The 23,711-nt window shown below is 61.5% G+C and carries 21 protein-coding genes; 11 read left to right on the top strand and 10 right to left on the bottom strand.

Annotated features, from left to right (window positions below):
- Positions 1 to 7: 7 nt before the first annotated feature.
- Entirely contained in the window at positions 8 to 1,216 is a 1,209-nt protein-coding gene (locus tag F8O05_RS06110; RefSeq protein ID WP_158051877.1) for a phosphotransferase, read from the top strand.
- Here F8O05_RS06110 and F8O05_RS06105 read toward each other — a convergent pair.
- Positions 1,213 to 4,563 (bottom strand): ATP-dependent helicase, encoded by a 3,351-nt coding sequence (locus tag F8O05_RS06105; protein WP_158051876.1) that lies wholly within the window; start codon positions 4,561 to 4,563, stop codon positions 1,213 to 1,215. The genes F8O05_RS06110 and F8O05_RS06105 overlap by 4 nt on opposite strands.
- Positions 4,560 to 7,919, bottom strand: a complete 3,360-nt coding sequence (locus F8O05_RS06100) for a PD-(D/E)XK nuclease family protein (RefSeq protein ID WP_158051875.1) — start codon at positions 7,917 to 7,919, stop codon at positions 4,560 to 4,562. The genes F8O05_RS06105 and F8O05_RS06100 overlap by 4 nt, the downstream gene beginning before the upstream one ends.
- Positions 7,920 to 8,023: 104 nt before the next feature.
- Here F8O05_RS06100 and F8O05_RS06095 point away from each other — a divergent pair, with 104 nt between their 5' ends.
- The gene (locus F8O05_RS06095) at positions 8,024 to 8,242 is read left to right on the top strand and encodes a DUF3107 domain-containing protein (RefSeq protein ID WP_158051874.1); all 219 of its coding nucleotides are present in this window, start codon (positions 8,024 to 8,026) and stop codon (positions 8,240 to 8,242) included.
- 2 nt (positions 8,243 to 8,244) lie between these two features.
- The gene (locus F8O05_RS06090; protein WP_158051873.1) at positions 8,245 to 8,574 is read left to right on the top strand and encodes a hypothetical protein; all 330 of its coding nucleotides are present in this window, start codon (positions 8,245 to 8,247) and stop codon (positions 8,572 to 8,574) included.
- Positions 8,575 to 8,580: 6 nt separating this feature from the next.
- On the opposite strand, the gene F8O05_RS06085 is transcribed toward F8O05_RS06090, so the two are convergent.
- Complete coding sequence (locus tag F8O05_RS06085; RefSeq protein ID WP_158051872.1) at positions 8,581 to 9,207, bottom strand: hypothetical protein; 627 nt, start codon at positions 9,205 to 9,207, stop codon at positions 8,581 to 8,583.
- 203 nt (positions 9,208 to 9,410) lie between these two features.
- On the opposite strand from F8O05_RS06085, the gene F8O05_RS06080 reads away from it, so the two are divergent.
- The gene (locus tag F8O05_RS06080) at positions 9,411 to 10,883 is read left to right on the top strand and encodes a DEAD/DEAH box helicase (RefSeq protein WP_158051871.1); all 1,473 of its coding nucleotides are present in this window, start codon (positions 9,411 to 9,413) and stop codon (positions 10,881 to 10,883) included.
- Here F8O05_RS06080 and F8O05_RS06075 read toward each other — a convergent pair whose 3' ends face one another.
- Positions 10,884 to 11,753, bottom strand: coding sequence for a PHP domain-containing protein (locus F8O05_RS06075; RefSeq protein WP_158051870.1), 870 nt, complete (start codon positions 11,751 to 11,753; stop codon positions 10,884 to 10,886).
- A 93-nt stretch (positions 11,754 to 11,846) separates the two neighbouring features.
- On the opposite strand from F8O05_RS06075, the gene F8O05_RS06070 reads away from it, so the two are divergent.
- Positions 11,847 to 12,887: an endonuclease/exonuclease/phosphatase family protein gene (locus tag F8O05_RS06070; RefSeq protein ID WP_158051869.1), complete on the top strand. Its 1,041-nt coding sequence runs from the start codon at positions 11,847 to 11,849 to the stop codon at positions 12,885 to 12,887.
- Positions 12,888 to 12,953: 66 nt separating this feature from the next.
- Complete coding sequence (locus tag F8O05_RS06065) at positions 12,954 to 14,315, top strand: aminopeptidase P family protein (protein ID WP_158051868.1); 1,362 nt, start codon at positions 12,954 to 12,956, stop codon at positions 14,313 to 14,315.
- Here F8O05_RS06065 and F8O05_RS06060 read toward each other — a convergent pair.
- The 3 genes from F8O05_RS06060 to F8O05_RS06050 all read right to left on the bottom strand — a co-directional run bounded on the left by F8O05_RS06060 (position 14,312) and on the right by F8O05_RS06050 (position 16,492).
- Entirely contained in the window at positions 14,312 to 15,316 is a 1,005-nt protein-coding gene (locus F8O05_RS06060; RefSeq protein WP_158051867.1) for a permease prefix domain 1-containing protein, read from the bottom strand. The genes F8O05_RS06065 and F8O05_RS06060 overlap by 4 nt on opposite strands.
- A 32-nt stretch (positions 15,317 to 15,348) precedes the next feature.
- Complete coding sequence (locus F8O05_RS06055) at positions 15,349 to 15,675, bottom strand: PadR family transcriptional regulator (RefSeq protein WP_158051866.1); 327 nt, start codon at positions 15,673 to 15,675, stop codon at positions 15,349 to 15,351.
- A gap of 91 nt (positions 15,676 to 15,766) precedes the next feature.
- Positions 15,767 to 16,492 carry a general stress protein gene (locus F8O05_RS06050; protein WP_158051865.1) on the bottom strand — a complete coding sequence of 242 codons (726 nt, stop codon included), beginning with the start codon at positions 16,490 to 16,492 and terminating at the stop codon, positions 15,767 to 15,769.
- A gap of 57 nt (positions 16,493 to 16,549) precedes the next feature.
- Between F8O05_RS06050 and F8O05_RS06045 the strand changes: the two genes are divergently transcribed.
- From F8O05_RS06045 to F8O05_RS06035, 3 genes are read left to right on the top strand one after another with little or no spacing between them, the layout of a single operon-like run.
- A complete protein-coding gene (locus F8O05_RS06045) occupies positions 16,550 to 17,857 on the top strand; it encodes a magnesium transporter MgtE N-terminal domain-containing protein (protein WP_158051864.1) in 1,308 nt (435 codons plus the stop codon).
- A 1-nt stretch (position 17,858) separates the two neighbouring features.
- Positions 17,859 to 18,491, top strand: a complete 633-nt coding sequence (locus F8O05_RS06040; RefSeq protein WP_404811360.1) for a DUF1003 domain-containing protein — start codon at positions 17,859 to 17,861, stop codon at positions 18,489 to 18,491.
- On the top strand, positions 18,463 to 19,599 hold the full coding sequence (locus F8O05_RS06035) for a P-loop NTPase (RefSeq protein ID WP_158051862.1): 1,137 nt from the start codon (positions 18,463 to 18,465) through the stop codon (positions 19,597 to 19,599). Before F8O05_RS06040 ends, F8O05_RS06035 begins: the two co-directional genes overlap by 29 nt.
- A gap of 25 nt (positions 19,600 to 19,624) precedes the next feature.
- Here the strand turns inward: F8O05_RS06035 and F8O05_RS06030 are convergent, their stop codons facing one another.
- Positions 19,625 to 20,080, bottom strand: a complete 456-nt coding sequence (locus F8O05_RS06030; protein ID WP_225735774.1) for a twin-arginine translocase TatA/TatE family subunit — start codon at positions 20,078 to 20,080, stop codon at positions 19,625 to 19,627.
- Positions 20,081 to 20,102: 22 nt separating this feature from the next.
- On the opposite strand from F8O05_RS06030, the gene F8O05_RS06025 reads away from it, so the two are divergent.
- On the top strand, positions 20,103 to 20,735 hold the full coding sequence (locus tag F8O05_RS06025) for an O-methyltransferase (RefSeq protein ID WP_158051860.1): 633 nt from the start codon (positions 20,103 to 20,105) through the stop codon (positions 20,733 to 20,735).
- Between the two features lie 70 nt (positions 20,736 to 20,805).
- Here the strand turns inward: F8O05_RS06025 and F8O05_RS06020 are convergent, their stop codons facing one another.
- On the bottom strand, positions 20,806 to 20,976 hold the full coding sequence (locus tag F8O05_RS06020; RefSeq protein WP_084147346.1) for a DUF3117 domain-containing protein: 171 nt from the start codon (positions 20,974 to 20,976) through the stop codon (positions 20,806 to 20,808).
- A gap of 186 nt (positions 20,977 to 21,162) precedes the next feature.
- Between F8O05_RS06020 and F8O05_RS06015 the strand changes: the two genes are divergently transcribed.
- Positions 21,163 to 21,759 (top strand): superoxide dismutase, encoded by a 597-nt coding sequence (locus tag F8O05_RS06015; protein WP_158051859.1) that lies wholly within the window; start codon positions 21,163 to 21,165, stop codon positions 21,757 to 21,759.
- Positions 21,760 to 21,843: 84 nt separating this feature from the next.
- On the opposite strand, the gene F8O05_RS06010 is transcribed toward F8O05_RS06015, so the two are convergent.
- Positions 21,844 to 23,670 (bottom strand): AMP-binding protein, encoded by a 1,827-nt coding sequence (locus F8O05_RS06010; protein WP_158051858.1) that lies wholly within the window; start codon positions 23,668 to 23,670, stop codon positions 21,844 to 21,846.
- Between the last annotated feature and the right edge of the window lie 41 nt (positions 23,671 to 23,711).

Genomic DNA, 23,711 nt, shown 5'->3' with positions numbered 1-23,711 from the left:
GGCGCCTATGGGTGCGCAGTATCTAGATCTGGCGGGTTACGCGACGGCCGCAATCGATAATCTTGTGATCGTCGGCGCAAATGAGTGGACATTTGGCGCAAATGGTGACTATGACTCCGCCGTCTTGCGAAGCAACGATGACCGCATGTTGATTGCCCGACGCCCAACTTCAGCCGCCGCTGCCGGTGAGCAGCTCGCCATCTCGCGGGCGCTGTCGTGTTTGACGCCGGGCCTGCGCAGCCGACTCTCGTTCAGCATCCCGACCGAACTTGGTCGATTGAACACCGCCGAGGTGCAGCTTGCGGTGTACGACTTCATTCCTGGCACTACCTGCGATCGCCTGCCGCTCGAGCATGATTCGATGCTCGTGGCCGATATCGGGCGGGCAATCGCCGCGATCCATGCGCTACCGAAGCAGTTCGTCGAATCCGCTGGGCTGCCGATCCAAAGTGCTATTGATTCTCGTGAGGCCGTTGAGCAACTCATGGCTAAGGCTCGCGACACCGGTCGCCTGCCCGCACCGCTCGACGACCGCTGGGGCGGTGCGGTGGATGACAGCAGCCTTTGGAATTTTGTTCCGAGCGTGATCCACGGGTCACTGGAGCGCAGCTCTTTCCTTACCAATGGCGCGGGTGTGGTGGGAGTGCTTGGTTGGGGTGATTTGCGCATTGGCGACCCGGCTCGAGACATGTCTTGGTTGCATTCGGTGGATGGTGCGGTAACCCGCGCGGTGTTCGACGAGTATGTTGAGTCGCGGGGTGCCTCGGTGGACCGGCAACTGCGGCAGCGCTCCACGCTCTATGCGGAACTCGAATTGGCGCGTTGGTTGATTCACGGTGTTGACACCGGTAATGAAGCAATCATTGCGGATGCGGAGCAGCTGCTCGACAGTCTCGTGAACCGAGTTCGCGCACTGGAGCAGACCGAGTTGCGCCACGAGACGCTGCCGGTCCTTGACCTCGTCGAGGTGCAGGAGCTGCTTGCCGAGGCGGGTTCGAAGAATCGCCATCCCGAGCAGCGCCTGATGCGTCCAACTGAGGATGCGAACCCCACCGGTCCCCTGCAACCCGGCGACGATTTCGAGCTGCCTGAAGATCTCGAGGTCGATGCACCGGAAGATGATCCCGAGTACTTCGACGAGGAACAGGACGCTGGGTTCGCGGCCAGCGGGCGAGGAAGCAATCCCGCCGACCGCGATATTGCTCCCCGCGGCTAGGGTGCTGTGCTCGCCACGACCTTCCGTTCGGCTGCTGCGAGCTTCTCGATGAGTTCGGCTCGGCTCAGCATGGTCGCCACGCTAATTTCCTCGTTGTTCGCGACGTAGTACAGCGTGGCTCGGATGCGTTCGAGTGGCACATTGAATCCGGCCGAATAGGCGTGCGCGTAGCACATCAGCTGCAGTTCACGACCCTCTCGTTCCTGCGCGGTTCGGGGTGCGCGGCCGGTTTTCCAGTCCACGATTTCGACGTCGCCGGTGTCTTCGTCCACGTAGACCGCATCGATCTTGCCGATGATCGTATGTTCGCCAAGCGGGCTGTTTATGGCGAGTTCCACGGCGCTGGGGCGCTTGCCGTCCATGGCAAATCGACTTGCGAGGAAGGTCTGCTTGAATTCCTCGAGGCGGGCCCGGTCGGCCTCGCCAGCAGCGAGCAGTCCCCCGTCGGCACGGTCCTCATCATCCATATCGGCGCCCTCGAGCATTGTTCCGCCACCGCCCACGTCGGTATACAGCGACTCAACCCAGCTATGAAAGAGATTGCCGAGGAGGGTGGCACGGAAGGGCTCTTGCGGCATCGGTCGACGTCGCTGGCGGGCAATCGCGACCGGGTCCTCAAGCAGGTCGTGCAGAAGCGAAGCCCCGAATCGTTGTGGTAGTTGCAATCCGGCATGTTCATTCGCCTGTGCCCGTTCGGCAAGCAAGAGGTCGATCAGCCGGTCGTAGGCGTGTGAATCGGTATCTTCGGCCTGAAGTAGCGCTGCAATCCGGTCGCCGGCGCCACGAAGTCGCTGCAGTCGCGATGACGACATCGGTGGGCGTGGCCAGACTTGATAGCTGCCACCATCATTCGGGTTCACGGCGAGTGCCGCGTTGATCGCTTTGAGGTCCTCGGCGTCCTGATCGATTCGAAAGACCACCGGGGCGTCATCGATCTGGGCATAAAGTTCACTCCCTGGAAGACATTCGAGGGTAATGTCTCCCACCATCTCGTGGAAGAACACGGAAGGAACAAAGGGCCGGGAATTGCGTCCGCGCCACCGCGATCCGGTCAAGAGGAGTTTGGTGCGGGCACGGGTAACGGCTACGTAGGCGAGTCTGCGGTCCTCATCCAATTGGTGCTGGAGCTTCTGCGCGGTGAATGACGGCCGTTCGCCAATCGGCGGCGGCAACACACGAGTCTTGTCTTCCTTGAGCTCGAGTTTAATGTCATCGAGCGATTCTGCATGCTCCCAGTCAAACTGCGGCAGATCGCGATGGTCATCGCGAAGTTCGTAGGGCAGCTCATCGGAGGGAATCCAGGTACTGCTGCCTTTGGCGTCGGGCAGGATCTTGTCGCTGAGTTGTGCGATGGCAACGTAGTCCCATTCGAGGCCCTTCGCGGAGTGCATCGTGGTCAATTGCACGACACCCTGCTTCTCGGTAACTTCCGTGACCTCAGTGTGCTTATCGTCTTGCTCGGCACGCTCAACCCAGTCGAGAAATTCGTGTACGTCGGCGGCTGGGTTCGCCGCCGTATATGCGGCCACGGCATCCAGATACGCTTCGAGGTTTGCCCGGCCAACCGCGAGACTGGGATTAGCGATGGTTTCGATATCCAGGCGGGAGCGCCGAATCGTGAAGTCCACCAGTTCTACCAGTGGCAGGGTCAATCGCATTCGTATCTCGTGCAGGAGCTCTGCCGCCTCTCGCAGGCGAACTTCCCCCACCTCGCTGATTCCCCAGTCACGGTAGTACCCCGGTTTTGAGCCGCGCAGCGCATCGAGTGCGTCCACGAGGCTCACGCCTCGATCTTCGGTTTTCGCATCGCGGCGTTCCGCTTGGACCCGCGACTCGGAGAGTCTCTTGCCGTCACTGTCCCGTCCGGACTGGGCGCGGGCGATTCCGTGCAGCGCGACGATATCGGCCAGGCCCACTTCAAACTGGGCCCCGACGAGGATGCGAATGAGTTCGCTGCCGGCGTGCTCATCGGCGGCGGCTCGCAGGATCGAATTGAGGTCCACAATTTCGGGGGTGCTGAAGAGCCCGCCGAGGCCCAACACCTGGTGCGGAACATCGGCTTCGGCCAGTGCCTTCGCGATAAGACCCATGTGTGAACGGGCCCGAACGAGCACGGCCGCTGTGCGCTTTTTACCTTCGGGGTCTTCGACGAGCAGCCGCTTAAACCACTGCGCGATTCGATCGGCCTCGTCTCCGTCAGTGAGATCGTAGGCGTGCTCGACCGTGCCCTGACCGGCGCCCTTCCGCGGACCAAGTTCCTTCGCGCCGCGTGCTTCCGGAAGTTTTCCCGCGACGTGGTTCGCCGCTTCCAGGATGCTCTGGTCATTGCGCCAAGACACCGACAGTTCGAAGCGTTGGCCGGCCCGAGCGCCGCAAAAGTCATCGGCAAATCGCTTCATATTCGCGGCACTCGCGCCGCGCCAACCGTAGATGGACTGTTTTGGATCCCCCACCGCCATCACATTGTGGCCTTTGAAGAGGTTGGCGAGCAGTCGAATTTGCCCGACGGAGGTGTCTTGATACTCGTCGAAGATCACCACCTGCGCTTGCTCTCGCAGTTCCCCCGCGATCGAGGGATCCAATTCAAGAATCTCCGCCGCGGTGGCAACCTGGTCGCTGAATTCCACCACGCCTACCTCGCGCTTACGCGCCTCGTAGCGGTCTGCGATGCCCGCAAAGAGTTTGAGCTTCCGCAGCCGAGCCACAATTTCATTCGTGGCAATGGTGGCGCGCCCCGGCAGCAATTCAAATCGCTCGATCACCGGGTCGACCCGAGACTGCAACGTCGCGGCGTCGAGACGCATCTCGCGCATCCCCCGCGCGATGCTGAGCGAAACACCGCTCAGGTGACCGATCGACGGTTTCTCGAGCTCCCGCAATTGCGCGTCCTCGTGCTCGAGCAGCACTTGGCGCATCAGCGAGAATGCCCCCGGCTCGTCGAGCAGAATCGCGTCCGGATCGCGGCCCACGAGGAGCGCATACTGCGAATAGATCGAGTTGGCATAGGAGTTATAGGTCGATACCTGTGGCACATCGAATTCATCCGCCACAACGAGGCCGGCACGGCGAAGTCCGTCCAGGCCCGTTTCAATGCGCTCGCGCAGCTCACCGGCCGCTTTCCTCGTGAACGTCAGACCGAGAATCTGTTGCGGCGCGATCCCCTCATTCGCGATCAGCCAGAGGATGCGCAACATCATGGTCTGGGTCTTGCCGCTGCCCGCGCCGGCCACGACCAGTGCGGGGTCGAGGGAGGCCTCGATAATGTCCTGCTGCTCGGGGGTAGGGAGGAAGAATTTTCCGTCGGTGGACAGTGCCTTGCCGATATCTTCGTGCGTTACCTTCGTCATTCGGTCACCTCGGGTGTGGCATGGATGTGGCAGCCGCGGTTATTTCGCAGGCAGTGTTTTTCGTGATCGGACAGGAAGATTGGCGCGGCGTCGAGGTCGGGATCGAGCCCCGCCATGGGGAATCCGGCTTCGCCGAGAGCTGCCTCAATGAAGTTGTCTTCCACGAGGTCAAGGTCTTCATTGTTGAACGCGGTTTGTTGTGCGAGTGACCACAGTGTGCCATCGCGCTTCGCTGGAATCCGTGGAAAGAGTAGGGCTGCGGTTTCTACCGCAAGCTCTTGGGCGGCAGCGGGCAATACTTCGTGGCGGTGCGCGAGTTGATAGGCACGCAGCTGACGATTCTCGAAGAGGTCATCCTTGGTGGGTTTGTTCGTCCCTGTTTTCACATCGATGATCCGCAAGCCAGCTTCTGTGGCTTCCATCCGGTCGATTCGACCCGAGACCGATACGTTCGCGGTCACACCGTTGTCGAGTTCCCGCTCAAGAATGAAGCGGAAGGCGTGCTCGTTCGCGATCACCTCGGACCCCTCGCGGCGCAAATACGTCCAGAGTGATTCGGCTGCGTCCCGCACCATATTGGCCTGAATCTCTTCAATCCAATCCGCATCAAAGTTCATCTCGCGTAGCTTCGCTTCCGCAAAATCCATCATTGCGGTTCGGTCGGCAAATTCCGCTTCGCATTCTGCCGCGAGGTGCAGGATGTTTCCGATCGTCATGGCGTCACTCGGGGCGCTGCCCGAATACTGGTCGACGAACCAATTCACGCCGCACTCAAAGAAACTGTCGATTCCCGAGGGATAGAGCCGCAATTGCAGTTCCCCGTCATGAACCTCGGCAAGGGGAGCTTCGGTGGAGCGGCCGCGAATTCCGTACCAGCTGTTCGGATGCGCCCCGGTAATCCCCGCTTTTGCCAGTCGCGCCAGGGCATACTCGGTTTCGCTCGCGTTACCGGCGTCACCGCCGGCAACTTCGCTGTCGACACCAACGCTGCCTGCACGCGTGTTGTCAGCAGCAAGCTCGCGCCGAAGCACTGCGACCAGCCCCTCAAGGGTGAGTTGGTCATAACTGAACTGATCGCTACTACCGAACTGATCGATATTGCCGAGGTTGAAGGTTGCTGGCAGCTCCGGCAACGCGAGGGTGTGCAGGAATCTTGACGGCTGAGTGTCCTCACCGGCAATCGCGGTCACGAGGACCCGTTCGCTCGCGCGGGAGAGTGAAGCTACGAGCATCCGAGTTTCGTCAGCCAGTACTTCAGCGCGGCGGTCAATGATGCCAACGGGCGCTTGTCCTCGAGCCTCCCCCAGCCGCCCGGCACCGAGTAGGGAGTCACGCACCTTGAGGTTGGGCCAAATCCCCTCATTGACTCCGGCAAGGACGACAACTCGCCACTGCCTGCCCACGGCACCCGCAGGGGTGGTGAGTTCGACTGCACGGCGGCCCGAGGGGCCCGCGAGGGAGTCGTCCACCACGGAATCACGCTGCCATTCGGTGAGGAACGCAGCCAAGGACGCGTGCGGCTCGCGTTCGACAAACCGCTTGGCCCGGTCAAAGAGTACGGTCAATGCGTCAAGCCGACGGTTCATCGTGATCGCCGCAGAGTCCGTACCGAGCGCAATCTCTTGCCATTGCGCCGCCCGTTTGTCATCGCGCCATGCTTCAAAGAGCACTGTGTCGATCGGGTCCGCGGCTCGCAGCCGAGCGATCATGCGCGCCAATACCTCCGCGATACCGCGCAGGGCCTTCGCACCCTGCCAGCCCGGACCGGCAGCCAACTGCGTTAGTGTCGCTTCACCGACTTCATCCGCTTCCCCGCGCAGTTGCGCGTTCACCGTGTCGATGAGTACCTGGGCGCCCGAACGGGCACCTCGCTCAAGATCCGCCAGGTAATGCGCCCGCCGCATCCGCCGCAGTTCCAATGGGTCGAGACCAAATAGTGGCGACCTCAAGACGGTCTGCAGCTGCTGCACGCTGATCTCGCCGAGGACTGCCGCCTCGCCCAGCATAATAATTGCGCGCACCGTCGCATCGTCGGCAGCAGGCAGCGGGGTTGAGGTGGTCGTGGGAATGCGCGCTCGGTCGAAGCTGCGCGCCAGGGTCGGTAACCGCGAACCGCTACGAGTAATCACCGCCATCTCATCCCACGGAACACCTTCTAGGAGGTGGAGTCGCCGCAAATACCCGGTGATCACGCCAAGCTCTTCAATCTCACTGGGCTGAATCGACTGTGCCGCAATCGGGATTGTTTCCTCGCCCACTACCTCCTCACCGCCAGCATCGATACCGACCGAAGGAGTCTGGCGCTGAGGCCCCGCCAAGGCGGCGCCCAACCCGGCACAAGCGCGCTGCACGAGCGCCCGAAGCGTAGGCCCGTGACGATGCACCGCGCCGAGTTCGACACGCACCGGTGCGGGTTCTCCCTCATCGCGCCACCCAACCGCGAGCTGCGCTCGGCCGCCGTGAAACGCACCGGTGGCGATATCGGGATCGCCGAGTGTCACCACTTGCGCACCACCGCGCTCAAAGGCGCGAATCAGTCGCCGAGCGGGTTCGGTGAGTTCTTGCGAGTCATCCACCACTACCAGTTGCACCCGGTCGAAGACCCGCCGTTCCAGCCCGTATCCCAGGCGCTCTTCCAGCAGTTGGGCTGCTTCGTTCAGGGCTTGCGCCGAATCGAAGGCGCCTTCAAAGGCCTGATCGAGCACATCGAAGTACTGCTGCGCGAGCATGCCGGCCCCGTGCCATAGCGCCCGGTGGCGAGTGCCCGCGGCGGGTTCGGCATTCGGATCGAACGCGAGCGATTGCAGCTGGGTCGGCGAAATGCCCTCTTCGACCATCGCCGTGAGTAAGGCGCGCATTTCATCACGAAACCCGCGCAGTTCCAAAGTCTCTGCTTTGAACCACTCCGGCCATCCCGCCGCGGCACGGAAAGCAGCGCCAGGAGCATCCGGGTCGAGCAGGCCCGCGATGAGGTCGGCGAGGATGTCATCCTGCTGCGAACCCGTGAGCAGCTTCGGGGCAGGTTCACCATTTCGCGCACGATCTTCGGCGATGATCTCAATCGCCAGCGAGGCCGCGGTGCGCCCCAGGGTGCCTCCCGTGGCGGCTACGCGGATGCGCTTTTCAAGCTGATCACGCAGGCTCGCGGCCAGCTTCCGGTTGGCCGCAATCGCAATGATCTCTTCGGGCGGGACCCCCGCCGCAACCCGAGCTGCGACGAGTTCAACCAGCGTGCTCGTCCGCCCCGAGCCGGGCGCACCAATCACCGCGAGGGACTCTTTAGGGTCGCCCTTAATCACCCTGACCTGGGTTTCATCGAGCCTCATATGACCTTCGATCGTGCGCTGTTCGCTCATGGCCCAAATGTAACTGTAGCCAGCGACATGATTCTCAAATCACTCTCGTACATCTCTCGGTAGTCTGGTGACCGACCACCCAAGACCTAGTGAAAGGTACGCCTGTGGAAATTCGTATTGGCGTTGAAAACTCGGCCCGCGAGATTAATTTTGAAACTAATCAGTCGGCTGCCGAAATCGAAAAAATCGTCACGGAATCACTCGAGTCGGGTGTGGCTCGGTTCGTGGACGAACGTGAACGCGTATTTCTCGTCAACGCTGCGAAGATCACCTTCGTCGAAATCGGTGAAGAGTCGCAGCGCCGCATCGGATTCGTCGCCTAACGATGGAACTGCTCTTCGCAGGCATCTACAGCCTTGCCATCGCGCTTGCGGCATCCGCACTCGCCAAGCCGCGAGAGACGATGGGCAAAGCGCTGATTCCGGCCATAGGCACGGCGAGTGGACTCGCATACTGGGTGATCGCGACCTGGCTGCTCAAGCTACCCGCCTTCACCTGGCTCGCTTATGACCGCGGCCTCATCTGGGTACTACTCGTGGTGATTGTGGCGGCTGTTTCGCTGAGCCTCGCGCTCACGCTGCCGAAACAGCGCAAGGCGAGCGATGATGAGTTGCTCGACCGACTCAGCCACGCGGGTCGCTCGGTCCTGCAATAGCTGGGCCTAGGCAGCCAGCGCGAGTGCGTTCATCCGGCGCGAGTGCTGGGCAAATAACTCAGTGACCATAGCCTCGACGAGTTGATCGGCACCTTCGATCACCTCGTCGGGGCTTTGTCCTGCTTCAACGCCAACAATTCGACGCGACCACAGCACCGAGATACCGGCAATCCTTCGGCCCCACATCGCGAGGCGATCATCGAGTCGGTTATCAAGTTCAAAGAGCTTCTTAAAGACCCCCACGAGAACCTCGTGGGCTTCCTGCCAGCCGAGGAGGTCTTCAAGACCTTCGGCACCCCAGTGACCCAGTGCATCCTCAATGAATCCGGCGTTGAGGTGCACCGAAAACAGCTGCTCAAAGTGATTGCGACCGCGAGTGTCCTGCCACAGATCGGTGAGCAGCGCATCGGATTGCGCGTGGGGCTCTGTGCCCACGGCAGCGCGCGCACGATCCGCCAGTGCGGTAAAGAGGTCCGCGGCTTTGGCGACCTCAAGAGCCACCGAAAGTGAGGCGTATTCGCCACGCAAAGCATTCAGCTCCCGCTCAATACTCACCAGCGCACGTGTGGCAAGCACACGAAGCGAGTCCGGTGCGGGGACGAGGGCAGCAAAGATCTCTGTTTCGCGGGTCACAGAGCCATCCTACGCAGTTCCCAGACACGCCAAGTCGACTACCGCGACGGATGTATTCATAAGGCGCGCGCTGGGTCTGAAAGCGTCGACACGGTACGCTAAAGAGTTATTGCCGCAGATGGCATTCGATCGCCCACGTACAACGGGCGTCATTTCCATTGCCAATTCCTTTGGCATTCCCGAAATTGTTAGGGCGTATTTTTTTGGTTACTTTCTCCGAACTCGGAATCGATTCCGACATTGTGGAGGTGCTCGCCGAACACGGCATCACCGAAGCATTCCCAATTCAGGCGGAGACGATCCCGCTCGCACTGCGCGGGCAGGACATCATCGGTCAGGCAAAGACCGGTACCGGCAAGACCCTCGGTTTTGGTCTGCCCTTGCTGCAGCGGCTCGGGGCTAACCCCGAACCGGGAGTCAAGGCGCTCGTCGTCACACCGACGCGTGAACTCGCCTCGCAGGTCCACGAGGACCTCAAGCTCGCCGCATCACACCGCGGCACCACCGTGGTGCCGATTTACGGTGGCAAGGCCTATGAGGAGCAGGTCGCGCAGATCAAGGATGGCGCGCAGGTCATCGTCGGTACCCCTGGCCGGCTGCTCGATCTCATGAATCAGCGCATCCTCTCGCTCAAGGACGTCAAAGAAATCGTCCTCGACGAGGCCGACCGGATGCTCGATCTCGGTTTCTTGCCCGATATTGAGCGGATCTTCCAAGCGGTTCCCGCCGTCCGCCACACGATGCTGTTCTCGGCCACCATGCCCGGCCCGATCCTCAATCTTGCGCGCCGCTTCATGTCGACCCCGGTGCACATCCGCATCACCGACCCGAACGAGGGCGTGCTGCAGTCCAATATCAAGCACCTCGTCTACCGCGCCCACCCGCTCGACAAAGACGAAATGATCGCGCGCATCCTGCAGGCAGCCGGGCGCGAAAAGGTGGTCATCTTCACCCGCACCAAGCGCACCGCGGCGAAGCTGCTCGAAGAACTCAAGGACCGCGGTTTCAAAGCCGCTGCCGTTCACGGTGACATGGATCAGACCCAGCGTGAGCGCTCGATGAGCCAATTCCGTGACGGGAAGAAGGATGTGCTGATCGCCACGGATGTGGCCGCCCGCGGTATCGACGTTGACGATGTCTCACACGTCATTAACCACTCCATTCCGGAGGACGAAAAGACGTACTTGCACCGTGTCGGCCGCACGGGCCGTGCGGGCCGCACCGGAATCGCGGTGACCTTTATGGACTGGGAAGACCAGCACCGCTGGACGCTCATCGCAAAAGCTCTCGAGCTTCCTGCCAGCGAGCCGGTAGAAACCTACTCATCTTCCCCACACCTGTTCGCGGACCTCAATATTCCCGAAGGAACCAAGGGCCGCCTTCCCGGCGCGACCACCCGGGGTAAGGATGCACCGCCCAAGGAATCGGGGGAAGGTTCGCCTCAGCGCTCGAGTAGTCGCACCCGTTCGCGGCGTCGCCGTCGCAGTGGTTCCGCGGCCGAGGGGTCGCAGGCTGCTGCCGAGCATTCAGCCGAGCAGGCTGAGTCCGCAGACACCTCTGCAAACCGGAGTGAGTCGGATGCCGGTCAGGGCGAGCGCAAGCCGCGTCGCCGTCGCCGTCGTCGCCGAAACACCGCTTCTACGGCCGCGGAGTCGCAGCCGTCCGCAGATGAGTAACTAGCTGCGAGCGAGATAGGGATCGGTGCCGCTGGCCCGATCAATAATTCGCTGCAGTTGTTCCGGCTCGGTGGTGTTTTCACCGAGCCGGTTGTCTTTTCCGTCACCGTGATAGTCGCTTGACCCGGTGATGATCAGATCCCACTGATTCGCGTAGTTGTGCAGCAAGGCGCGGTTCTCCGCGTCATTTTCGCGATGGAAGATCTCCACCCCGTCGAGCCCCACCTCCACCAGGCGAGGCAGATTCCCGTCGCGCAATCCGCCTCGGCCGCGGCTGCCGGGATGCGCCAGCACAGCAACTCCCCCAGCGGCTTTGATCAGCCTGATGGCCGCCACCGGATGGGGTGCGTGGTGAGGTTGGTAATATCCACCCCGCCAATTCAAGATTCCGGCAAAGGCCTCATTGCGATCGGCGACGATACCGCGCCGCACGAGCGCATCGGCAATGTGCGGACGCCCGATCGTGGCACCCGCCTCTGATTCGCCGAGGACGTCTTGCCAGGTAATCGGGAAGTCCATGCCGATTCGCTCCACCATCCGTTCGGCACGGGTGAGGCGACTGTCACGAACCTCCTTCATGGTGACGAAGAGCTCCTCATGGTTTCGATCCACGAGGTATCCGAGCACGTGCACGGATGCGTATTCCACCTGAGTGGAGAACTCCACGCCCGGGATGAACGAAATCCCGAGTTGGCGCGCAGCCGCGCTCGCTTCATCCCAGCCCTCCCAGGTGTCGTGGTCGGTGAGCGCGATCGTGCCCAGCCCCGCATCCGCCGCCGCACGTATCACCGCGGCGGGGCGCTCCGTACCGTCTGACACATTCGAATGCGTGTGCAGATCAATCGGTAGGTGCGCGTCAAAACCAGTCATACCTCAGCATCCTAGGCCGCAAGTCACCGACCCCGAACACGCGCCAGTGAGTCTGCGAAGATTGCCAAGCACGACCGTTACAGTAGGTCGGTCATGCCTACTCGCAAGAAGATTTCCCCCGCTTGGGCCGTTTTCGGCACCATCTTCGGCATTATCGTGTTCATTGCTGGTGCCGCATTTATCTGGCCGCAATGGTTCGGATTGCAACGTGAATTCCTCATTAGCCAGGCGATTTCTTTCCGCCTGGTGATGCTGATCTGCATTGCGGCGGCACTGTTAGTGGTGCTCTTGCTCTTGCTCATCTCGCGGCGGATTCGTGCGCTCCTTGCCGTCACGGCCATCGCACTGAGCATGCTGCTCGTGGGCGGCGGCGTGAACTACTTGAGTCGCGGCATTACCGAGTCGACACCTGCGACCGGTGCCGCGGAGGCAATTCGCGTGCTCTCCTGGAACACCCTGGGCAATGAGCCCGGTTCCCCGACGATTGCGCAACTCGCCATCGACTATGACGCCGATGTGGTGATGCTTCCCGAGACGACGGAGGACATGGGCATCGAAATTGCCGGGCTGATGTCGGAGGCCGGTAAGCCCATGTGGGTGCTCTCCAATACCGGCGCCCCCGGCTACCGGGCAGCCGAAACCACGCTGCTGATCTCGGCAGAGCTTGGCGAATACCAACTCAATACGTCGCTTGGCGACACTTCGGCACTGGCGACGGTGATTGCCGAACCGGTGGACGGTGAGGGCCCTCGCTTCGTTGCCGCGCATCCCATCGCCCCGACCCGGGAATACATGGAGCAGTGGCGCAGTGACCTGGATTGGCTCGCCACCATTTGCGATGGCAACACCATCATGGCCGGTGACCTTAACGCCACCCTCGATCACCTCGCGGGGCTCGAAAATAGCGAGGTCGACGGCGCAGTATTCGGTTCCTGCACGGATGCGGCGCAGGATCTTGGCAGCGCACAGGTGGGCACCTGGACGAGCGGCAGGCCGCCGCTGCTTGTCCCCGCGATCGACCACGTGATGTCGACCTCGCAGTGGGAGACCACCGGATTCGAGGTCATTCAGCGTGAAGACCGATCGGGGTCCGACCACCGTCCGGTGTTTGCCGAACTCACCCCGACTTCTTAGGGATTCGATCTCCGAACGCTGTACGCCACTCAACTGTCCTGCGGCCGTCTCTGAGACAATGGCCGGATGAGTGACAGCAACCGATCAACCACGCCCGCCTCGGATACCTTCCGCGATTTCATCACGCAGGGATGGGCCCCGCGCGACGAGGTTGCTGCCTCGGAAGCGGAGGTCGCGAAGTTCGCTGCGGCCCGCCGCGCGCGCCTTTCGGCAGCGCACCTCGGCGAGCGGATTGTGATTGCCGCCGGAGCTCCCAAGCCGCGTTCGAATGACGTTGACTATCCCTATCGTGCCCACACATCCTTTACCTACCTCACCGGTTGGGGCTCGGATACGGTACCGGGCGCAAAGCTCGTGCTTGAACCGATCGAAGACGGTCACGAGGCCACGCTGTATTTCCGTGAAGGTGCAGGTCGTGACACGGATGAGTTCTATGCGAACTCTGCCATTGGTGAATTCTGGACGGGTCCACGCCCCTCGCTCGAACAGGTGAGCACGCAGCTGGCGATCGCCACCAAACACATCGATGACTTCGAACACCGCCGGGGCGACCTCGAGCTTGACACCCCACAACTCGCGCAGGAGCTCAGCGAAATGCGCCTGGTGAAGGACGAGTGGGAAATCCAGCAGTTACGAGATGCCGTGGCCGCCACTGCTCGCGGCTTCGACGACATCATCAGCGAACTCGACCGGGCCTCGGCTCACCCGCGCGGTGAGCGCATCGTCGAGGGTGCTTTCCACTTTCGTGCGCGCCTAGATGGCAACGCCGTGGGCTATGACACCATCGCCGCCTCGGGAGCCCATGCGTGCATCCTGCACTGGGTCGATAACGACGGCCCGGTGAGGCCCGGGGATCTCATCCTGGTCGATGCCGGCGTCGAGGTGGATTCGCTCTATACCGCAGATATCACCCGCACGATGCCGATCAACGGCACCTTTAGTGACGTGCAGCGCCGGGTCTATGAGGCGGTCCGCAAGGCTGCCGACACCGCGTTCGCAATCGTGAAGCCCGGCATCACGTTCCGCGATGTGCACGACACCGCGCTGCGCTCAATTGCCGAGAGCTTGGACGCATGGGGGCTGCTGCCGATGTCTCTCGAGGAGGCACTGCAGCCGGGTAATCAGCCGCACCGCCGCTATATGGTCCACGGTACGAGCCACCACCTCGGGCTCGACGTGCACGACTGCGCGCAGGCGCGACGCGAGATGTATCTTGACGGCACTGTCCAAGCCGGCATGGTCTTCACCATCGAGCCCGGGCTCTACTTCCAGCCCGATGACCTCACGGTCCCCGAGGAATATCGCGGCATTGGCGTGCGCATCGAGGACGACATTCTCGTCACCGAACACGGTGCGGAGAACCTCTCGATTGAGATTCCCCGCACCGCGGATGAGGTTGAGGCGTGGATGCGCCGGGTCCAGTCCTAGCGCTGCGAGCGACCCCGCTGTCGGTTCTTGTCGCGGTCACCGAGCCATGAGTCCATGGTGACCGCGATGAGGCCGAAGAGCACACCGGCGATCGGCCAGACCATCCAGCTGCGCTCCCAAGCGTCACCGATGAAGCTCCAGGCGAGGAAGATGACCAGTGCGAGCATCCAATATGGGCCAGCGATCCGACCGATCAGGTCGTTTTCCTTGCGCTTTTCGGGATCGTAGTCACCCTCTGAGGTGAGCCGGTCGAGCGAGCCGCGGCGCATCCCACCCAGAATAAGCACCGCCACGCCGAAGCTAATGATCAGCGGCATAAAGCCCGCCAGCCATTCGAGATCCGAGCCGCCACTCCACTGCTCTATCAGGATGCCGCTGACGGCACCAAACCCGAAACCAAGAATAATGGTGATCACACCGGTCACGATCGAGGCGATATAGCGCCCATGTTCGGACTCTCGCAGGTCCTGATAGTGCCGCATGCTGGTGGCGTCGAGCCTTACCGTGTGCTTCTCGAACCGCTCGTAGCGGCTGAGCGTCATGCCACCGGTAATGAAGAAACCAACGGCAATCGCGACGCAAATAAAGAAGAACACCACCGAAAGCGGATTGACGTCGGCGTCACCGGACGAAGCGTTGAACCAAATCATTTGCGAGGCGCCGAACAGAATAACCACGATGCCAATTGCAATGAACCGGGAGCCGCGTTTGCGAACCCGGAGGAACTTTTCCGCTTCCTCCCGTGAGAGATCGATGGCATCGTCGTCGGTCGTGACGCCATCCACCTCGCGGCGAATGCCGAGGTCGTCGGCGAGCTCGTCCAGATTGCCGAACTGCGTGATCACTCGACCCACAGCCTCATTCTCGCTGGCGCCCTCGCCTCGAAGCTCCTGATAGCGGTCCTCGCACATCTGCTGCAATTCTCGCTGCGCTCTACCCACCTCCTCGGTCCGCGGCAGACTGCGGAACATGTGGTCGATATAGCTCGTGATGGCGTCCATGGGAACTCACTCCTTGAGTTGGACTTGTGCCGTTAGGGCAGCCGGACAAATCGCCTGACCAGGTCCACCGTTTCCTGCCACTCGGTGCAGCGGTCACGGTAGTGCGTGTGCCCCTGCGGGGTGAGCTCATAGTAAGTGCGAGCCCTCCCCTGCGACTGCGAGCCCTTAAACGAGGCGATTGCCCCCTGTTTTTCGAGTCGCCGCAGCGCGGAGTACAACGTGGTCTCCTTCAACTCGTACTGCCCCTCGGCGATCTGTTCAATTCGTTTTGAGATCGCGTAGCCGTACGAGGGCTCGTCAAGCAAAGCTTCAAGTACAAGCAGGTCCACGTAGCCACGGATGACTTCCGCACTAATCATGACCAACTCCTTTGCCTGACGTAGTAATTACTCTACGTAACGTACTACGTCAGATCAAGTAGTTGGCCTGAGTGTTCCCTTGGTGAGTGCCCTATACCTCGGTCGAACCGCCCGTAGACGACTGCTGTTCGCGTTCTCGGCGACGCAGTTCATCCTGCATTTCACCGTAGGTTCGGGGTGGCTGGGCGGGTTGGGCCGGCTGCATGGGTTGCGTCGGATGGCCAGGCTGAGCCGGCTGCCCAAACTGCGTCGGCTGGGGAGGTTGCGTCGGTTGCCCAGGTTGCGTGTACTGGCCCGGCTGCTGCCCAGGCTGCGCATCCATCGGCTGGGACCACGAGCCACCTCGCTGCAGTGTGTCGCGCACCTTCGCACTCATATTGTGCGGCACCACGAGGTCGAACCGGGAGGCGGTGACCTGCATTATCGAGGTAAATTCGCGCTTTTGCGGTGAAAGCGCATAGGCCAAAATCCCCCAAATCACACCGAAGGCGATCGAGATTACGAAGACTCCAACGATCGCAAGCATGTCCGTGGTGGGGAAGAAAATCAGCCACATCAGTGACATGAAGATGGCGATCATCACGCCGTTTCCAAGGCCGTTGAGCGCAGCCCGGGTGTAGTTCATGCGGCCGGTGATGCGTTCCACCGATTTCAGGTCATTGCCCACCACCGAAATCGAAGACACCGGCAGGCCCTCTTCACGCACCAGCACGTCCACCGCGTGACGGGCAGCATCGTAGGTTGGATAGGACGCAACCACGTCGCCCGTGGGAATTGTAGGCAGCGAGGTTTGGCCAAGATTTCTCGGTGAACTCATATCGGTATTATCCCGACCCACCAAGGGAGTTTGCTGGGCCGCACGTAGGATGGTCGGGTGAGCGCCTCAAAAGTCTTCGTCGCCCGACTCGCGAACACGCCCGTCTACGATCCGGACGGTGATCGCGTAGGCAAACTTCGCGATCTCATTGTGAATTACCGCTCCGCTCACTCGCCGCGCGTCAACGGAATCTTGGTTGAGCTGCTCGGCGCAACCCGCAAACTCGTATTTGTGTCGATGAAGGAAGTCACCTCAATCGGCTCCTCTCAGTTGATCGTGCGCTGGGAAGAGAATGAGCAGCGTCCTTTCGAGCAGCGTGGTGAGGAGGTGCGTGTCTTCTCCGAGTTGCTTGACCGCTCCGGCACACTGCGCGACACGGGTGTCCGCGGTGTCATCGAGGACATCTCCATCATCGAGGATGACGCTGGCGACTGGTCAGTGGGCCAGCTGTACGTCCGACTCCCCCGCACCTCCCTGAGCCTGTTCGGTAAGGCCCCCACGCAGTACGTCACTTGGGATGAAATCGACCTCGACCTCGACCCTGAGGGTGATACTCCAGCCACCCAGTTCCTCACGGCCCACTCTGAAATGGGCCCGAGTGACCTCGCGGATGCACTCCTCGAGCTGCCGGAGGATCGTCGGCTCGGCATCGTGGAAGAGCTCCCGGATGCGCGGCTCGCGGACGTCCTCGAGGAGATGTATGAGGATGACCAAGTGGTCATCATTCAGCACCTCGATGAGAACCGAGCCGCGGGCGTGCTTGACCATATGCAGCCCGATGACGCGGCAGACCTGGTGGGCCGTCTCGATGCCAAAACCACCGAAGCGCTGCTTGCACTGATGGAGCCCGAAGAGGCCGAAGACGTGCGGATGCTTCTCGAGTTCGAACCGAATACTGCCGGTGGCCTCATGACCACCGACCCAATCGTTGTCTCCCCCGATGCTACGGTGGCCGAAGCACTGGTGCTGATTCGCCGCACCGAAATTGCTCCTGCCCTGGCGACGGCCGTATTTGTTACCGCGTCACCGTATGAGGTGCCCACGGGCCGCTACCTCGGGCTCGTGCACTTCCAGCGGCTGTTGCGCTACCCGCCGCATGAACGAGTGGGGTCGATTCTTGATAAACGCATCGAGCCCGCGCACACCACCACGATGGATGTGGATGTGGTCCGTTCGCTTGCCCGCTATGACCTGGTGATTTTGCCGGTGGTCGACGATGAGGAACGACTCGTCGGCGTGATTACCGTGGACGACGTGCTCGACCACATCCTGCCGGATGACTGGCGCTCGGTGCCCACCGAACGTTACCCGGAGACCGGCCTCATTCAGCTACCCACGATCGACTCGGGAGGTGCTCTTGGCTGAAATCAATGAAAACGATGACGTCCTGAGTGTGCCAAAATCCGAGACGCGCAAGCTTCGTTCTCGGCGTTCTCGAGACGAACGCCGTGAGGCCAAACGGCTCCGCAGCACTCGCAAGAACGAGCAGCGTGAAGAAGAACGTGAAGATCATGATGTGCTCGGCCGCATCATGGAGACCCTTGCCCGAGGTACCGGAACGCCAGCGTTCCTGATCATCCTCACGCTCTTTGTGGCGGGCTGGATCATGTGGAACTCCATGGCACCGGAAGCCTGGCGCTTTGACTCCGCCGACCTCGGGTTCATCGCGCTGACGCTCGCACTTTCGCTGCAGGCCTCGTACGCCGCCCCCATGCTCTTACTCGCACAAAACCGTCAGGATGACCGAGACCGCGTGCAGATCGAGCAGGATCGACAGCGTGCCGAACGCAATACCGCCGACCTCGAATACCTCACCCGCGAGGTGGTCGCGCTGCGAATGCGGATGAACGATATGGCCTCACAGGACTTCATCCGGGCCGAGCTGCGGGCGCTCCTCGAAGAAGTCGCCGAGCGCGAATCGCTCACGCAAACCGACGCACAGCAACCGCCCCGGTCGCAGCCCAACCATGATGAGGAGACTAAAGATCACCGTGCCTGACCCGCGCATCCAGCGCATCCGTGAAGAACTCGCTACCGTCATCGACCCGGAGCTGCGGCGTCCAATTACCGAGCTCGATATGGTCGGCGATATTTCAATCCCGCAGGATGCGCCGGTGCAGGTCGAAATCAATCTCACGATCGCGAGTTGTCCGCGCGCGGATGACATCGAGAATGACACCCGGGCCGCGATCCAACGAGCCATCGGCGAGGATCCCTTCGAGGTGATCGTGGGGGTCATGTCGCGCGAAAAGCGTCGGGCGTTGACCGAGCGGCTACGTGGTTCGCGGCCCAAGGAGCATCCCTTCGGCAAGAATTCGCTAACCCGGGTGATTGCTGTCACCAGCGGCAAAGGCGGGGTCGGAAAATCCACGGTCACCGCGAACCTCGCTGCAGCCATGGCCGCCGATGGGCTCGATGTTGGCGTCATCGACGCGGATGTGTTTGGGTTCTCGATTCCGGGGCTGCTCGGTATGGCCCCGGGAACACAGCCCACCCAGGTGGGGGAACTCATGCTGCCACCGGTGGCTCACGAGGTCAAAGCTGTGTCGATCGGGATGTTCCTCCAATCGCCCGATGAGGTGGTTGCGTGGCGCGGGCCGATGCTGCACCGCACCCTGGAACAGTTCTTGAAGGATGTCTTCTTCGGCGATCTCGATGTGCTGCTGCTCGATCTGCCGCCCGGCACGGGCGATGTGGCGCTCTCGCTCGGGCAGCTATTGCCCCACAGTGAAGTCGTGGTGGTGACTACCCCGCAGCCCGCGGCAGCAGATGTGGCCTGGCGTTCGGGTGCGGTCGCGCAAAAGACCGGCCAGCGGGTTGTCGGGGTGATTGAAACCATGTCACCGGCGATCGGCCCCGATGGCACCGAATTCGCGTTTTTCGGGGCGGGTGGCGGCGAAGAAGTGGCGCGGCGCTTTGCGGTGCCGCTACTGGCGAAAGTACCGCTTTCCATGCCGCTGCGTGCCGATGGGGATGCGGGGACACCCGTGGTGCTGGCGCATCCAGAAGATCCCGCGGCAATCGCCCTGCGGGAGGCCGCGCGGGGTCTCTATCAGCGCCCCCGAGGCCTCGCGGGCCGCTCGCTTGGTCTCTCGCCGAACGAGTAGACCGGCGGGCTATGAGATCGGCGCGCTACGTGGCCTCGGCATCGAAGGGCGCGTGACCGGGTGTGAATGCGCTGGTGTCGACCTGCTTTGTGGCCCACGCCGGTGCGGAGCTTCCCGAAACCGTGCTTCCCGAAGTTGCACTCAGCGCGGTGCCGCCCGCCACCGCACCCGCGCCCACACCCGCAATGGATTTTGCCGAAGTATTCGCAGCGCTTGTCGCGTTGGGGTCCGCCTCATTCCAAGCGTCACGGATGATCCGGCGCGGGTCATACTGGCGCGGATCGAGTTTGCGCCAATCTTCCTCGGAGAAATCATCACCGAGCTCTTCAGACACCCGAGATTTGGCGTCTTCAGTCCAACCACGAACACGCTTAATGAGCTGTGCAAGCTGTGCGGCAAGGGTCGGTAGCCGGTCTGGCCCGAAAATGAAGACGGCAATGATCCCTATCACTAGGATCTTTTCGAAGGTGAGACCGCCCATCACTCCAGGGTAACCTGGGCAGATGTCCGAATTCGACTTGAGCATGCGCTTTATCGACGAGCAAATCGTCGAGCTCGCACCGCAGCAAGCCGCTCGTCGATACGCACTCGAACTTGGATTACCGACCATCTCACGAGCGCTCGGATCGCACTTGGCGTTTGTGGCTGCATCCACCTGCGCCCAAAAAATTATTGAGATCGGTTCCACCGGCGGGCTCACCACCACCTGGTTGCATCGCGGCTCACCGCGAGCAACGATCACCTGCATTGATAGTGAACCTGAACACCTCGCACAAACCCGCCGGGCACTGTTGGAGGCTGCGCATCCTTCCTCGGCGATTCGCTGCATCACCGGGGACCCGCACCGGGTGCTCCCGCGTATGAGTGAGGACACCTACGATCTCGTGCTCATTACCGGGCCGCTGCAGCATGTTGCCGTACACCTGCAACACGGGCTGCGCGTGGTCCGTCCTGGTGGCACAATTCTCGTGCTCAATGCGCTCAACTACGGCCGCGTGGCCGACCCCGCGCGACGGGATCCGATTACCACCTCGCTGCGACTGGTGATCCGCGAATTTCAGCGACAGCCGGATCTTGCCTGCGCGGTGCTGCCGATCGATGGTGGACTACTGCAGGTAACGTCGCTGGCGTCCTAGTGGAGCGTTGCGGAAAACAAACACTGCGGGTTCCCCGTGAGGGGCACCCGCAGCGGAATTGAAGCAGTTCCTACTTGCTGATTGCGCCGTTGAGCGCGTCTGCAAGCTCCTTCGCCTCGTCGTCGTTGACCGATACGACCAGTCGACCTCCACCTTCAAGCGGAACTCGAACGATGATGAGACGGCCCTCGCGAACGGCCTCCATAGGGCCATCGCCGGTGCGGGGCTTCATTGCAGCCATGTACTCTGCCTCCTGTGTAGTGCGAACCTCCCTATTATCTCACTTCTCACACGGGTTGCCCGTAATAGCGGGTAATACCCGCCTATCGAATGATCCGATTGGAATAGGCAGGCACACTTGTGGGTTACCTTTCAGTGGTGCGGGTATCGTCAATCTCGCATCTGGAATCTTCACGAAAGGAATCCCATGGCAGAGTTCACACTCCCCGACCTTCCCTACGACTACTCGGCACTTGAGCCCAACATTTCGGCCAAGATCATGGAGCTTCACCACTCGAAGCACCACGCGACCTACGTGAAGGGCGCCAACACCGCGCTTGAGCAGCTGGCTGAGGCTCGCGACAAGGGAGACTTCGCGAACATCAACAAGCTTGCGAAGGACCTCGCCTTCAACGTTGGTGGCGTGAACAACCACTCAATCTTCTGGACCAACCTCACCCCCGACTACGCAGAGCCCGCCGGTTCGGCGAAGGACCTGCTCGAGAACGAGTTCGGTGGCCTCGACAACTTCAAGGCACAGTTCTCCGCTGCTGCCCTCGGCATCCAGGGTTCGGGTTGGGCTGTGCTCGGCCGCGACAACGCGACCGGCAACGTTTCGACCTTCCAGCTCTACGACCAGCAGGGCAACGTTCCCTTCGGCGTTACCCCGCTGTTGATGCTCGACATGTGGGAGCACGCCTTCTACCTCGACTACGTCAACGTCAAGGCTGACTACGTCAAGGCGTTCTGGAACATCGTCAACTGGGCGAACGTCGCGGAGCGCATCGACGCAGCGAAGGCCTAGTTTTCGCACTCAGGCGTGAGCTACCGGTGGCCGCATCCCGAAGTTTGGGATGCGGCCACCGGCTTTTCGATCAGCGTGCCGCCGCTAGACCCGGGATTTCAGTGCCGGGAAGTCCTCTTCCCGCCACTCGTTCGGGATGCGCTCATTGCGGCGCGCAAACTGCTGCTCGCGGTCGCGCAGCTCCACTCGACGAATCTTGCCGGAGACCGTTTTCGGCAGGTCATAGAACTCGATGCGGCGCACCCGCATGTACGGCGGCAGTGACTTGCGCGCGTGCAGCAGCACCGCAAACGCGGTCTCTTCGGTAGGCTCCCAGCCCTCGGCAAGCGCGATGTATGCCTTCGTAATATTGAGTCGAGTCTCGTCGGGTGCGCCCACCACCGCGGCTTCCACCACGGCGGGGTGTTCGATCAGCGCCGATTCCACTTCGAAGGGTGAGACCTTGTAGTCGCTCGATTTGAAAATATCGTCGGTGCGACCCACGAAGGTATAGCGTCCCGAGGGGTCACGCTGCGCCACATCGCCGGTGTGGAACACGCCGCCCTCACGGCGCTTCGCGGTCGCTTTTTCGTCGCGGTAGTAGCCCTTCATAATGTTCAGGGCATGGCCTGCTTCCAGATCGATACACAGTTCACCCTCGGCACGTTCCCGATCGTTCGGGATGCGCTCCCCGGTGCGCTGATCCACCAGGCAGATATTTACCCCCGGTAGCGGTCTACCCATCGAGCCCGGCTGCACCGATTCGCCGGGTGCGTTCGCGAGGGTTGCGGTGGTCTCGGTCTGGCCGTAACCATCACGGATTTCTAGACCCCACCAATCGCGAATTCGGCCAATCACCTCGGGGTTGAGGGGTTCTCCCGCCGAAAGCGCTTCGCGAAGACCCACCGGTTTCTCGGTGTCACCGTGCTGAATCAGCATGCGCCACACGGTGGGTGGTGCGCAGAAGGTGTTGACTTCGGCCCGATCGAGTTGTTTGATGAGCTTCGCGGCATCGAATTTGAGGTAGTTGTACACGAAGATGGTCGCGCCGACGTGCCAGGGGGCAAAGAACGCGCTCCAGGCATGCTTGGCCCAACCGGGTGAAGTGATCACCATGTGGGTATCCTCCGGTTGCACACCGAGCCAGAACATCGTGGTCAGGTGCCCCACCGGATACGACACGTGCGAGTGCTGCACCATTTTCGGTTTCGAGGTGGTTCCCGAGGTGAAGTAAATCAGCGCGGGCTGCCCGCCACCGGCGCAGCGTTCGATCGGTCCATCAGAGCGGGGCTCGCCCGAGGCTGTCGCAAAGGCATTTGCAAAGGGGATGCGCGTGCGGTTGAGGTCCATTGTTTCGTGCTTGAGGCCAATCGCCACGCGTTCGGCGCCGCGAGCGCCGCTGACAGTAATGACGTTGAAGTCGCCCGAGAATCCGTCAAATTTCTCGGCGTCCGCCTCATCGGTAATGATCCAGCGCACCCCCGCGCGATTGATCCGGTCTTCGAGCTCTTCCGGGCCGAGCACGATGGCCGTGGGCAGCATTACCGCGCCGGCCTTCATGATGCCGAGCATCGCTTCCCACAGCTCCACACGGTTGGCAAGCATCAGCATGACCGCTTCGCCCTTAGCAACGCCCAGTTCTTGCAGCCAGTGCGCCACCTGATTGGAGCGTGTCCGCAGGGTTTCGAAGCTGTACATCGCGTCGGTTTCATCGTCCTCCACGATCCACAGCGCGGTGCGTTCATTGCCCGCAGCAATCACATCGAACCAGTCGTGGGCCCAATTGAACTCTTCGCTCACGGCTGGCCACTGGAACTCTTCCCGAGCTCGGTCCGCGTTCCCCTGTCGGGAAAGGAGTTGATCGCGTGCGGCCTTGAATACCGCCGTGTCACTGGCCGCGGGGATTTGATTTTTGGTCGTTGCACCGGTCATGCGGCAATTCAACCACTGAAGTCTCGATTCGTGACGGCAAG

The organism is Gulosibacter chungangensis (genome assembly GCF_008831155.1).
GTDB lineage: Bacteria > Actinomycetota > Actinomycetes > Actinomycetales > Microbacteriaceae > Gulosibacter > Gulosibacter chungangensis.
Note: the sequence above shows the minus strand (reverse complement) of the source record. Positions and strands in the feature narration are given on the sequence as shown.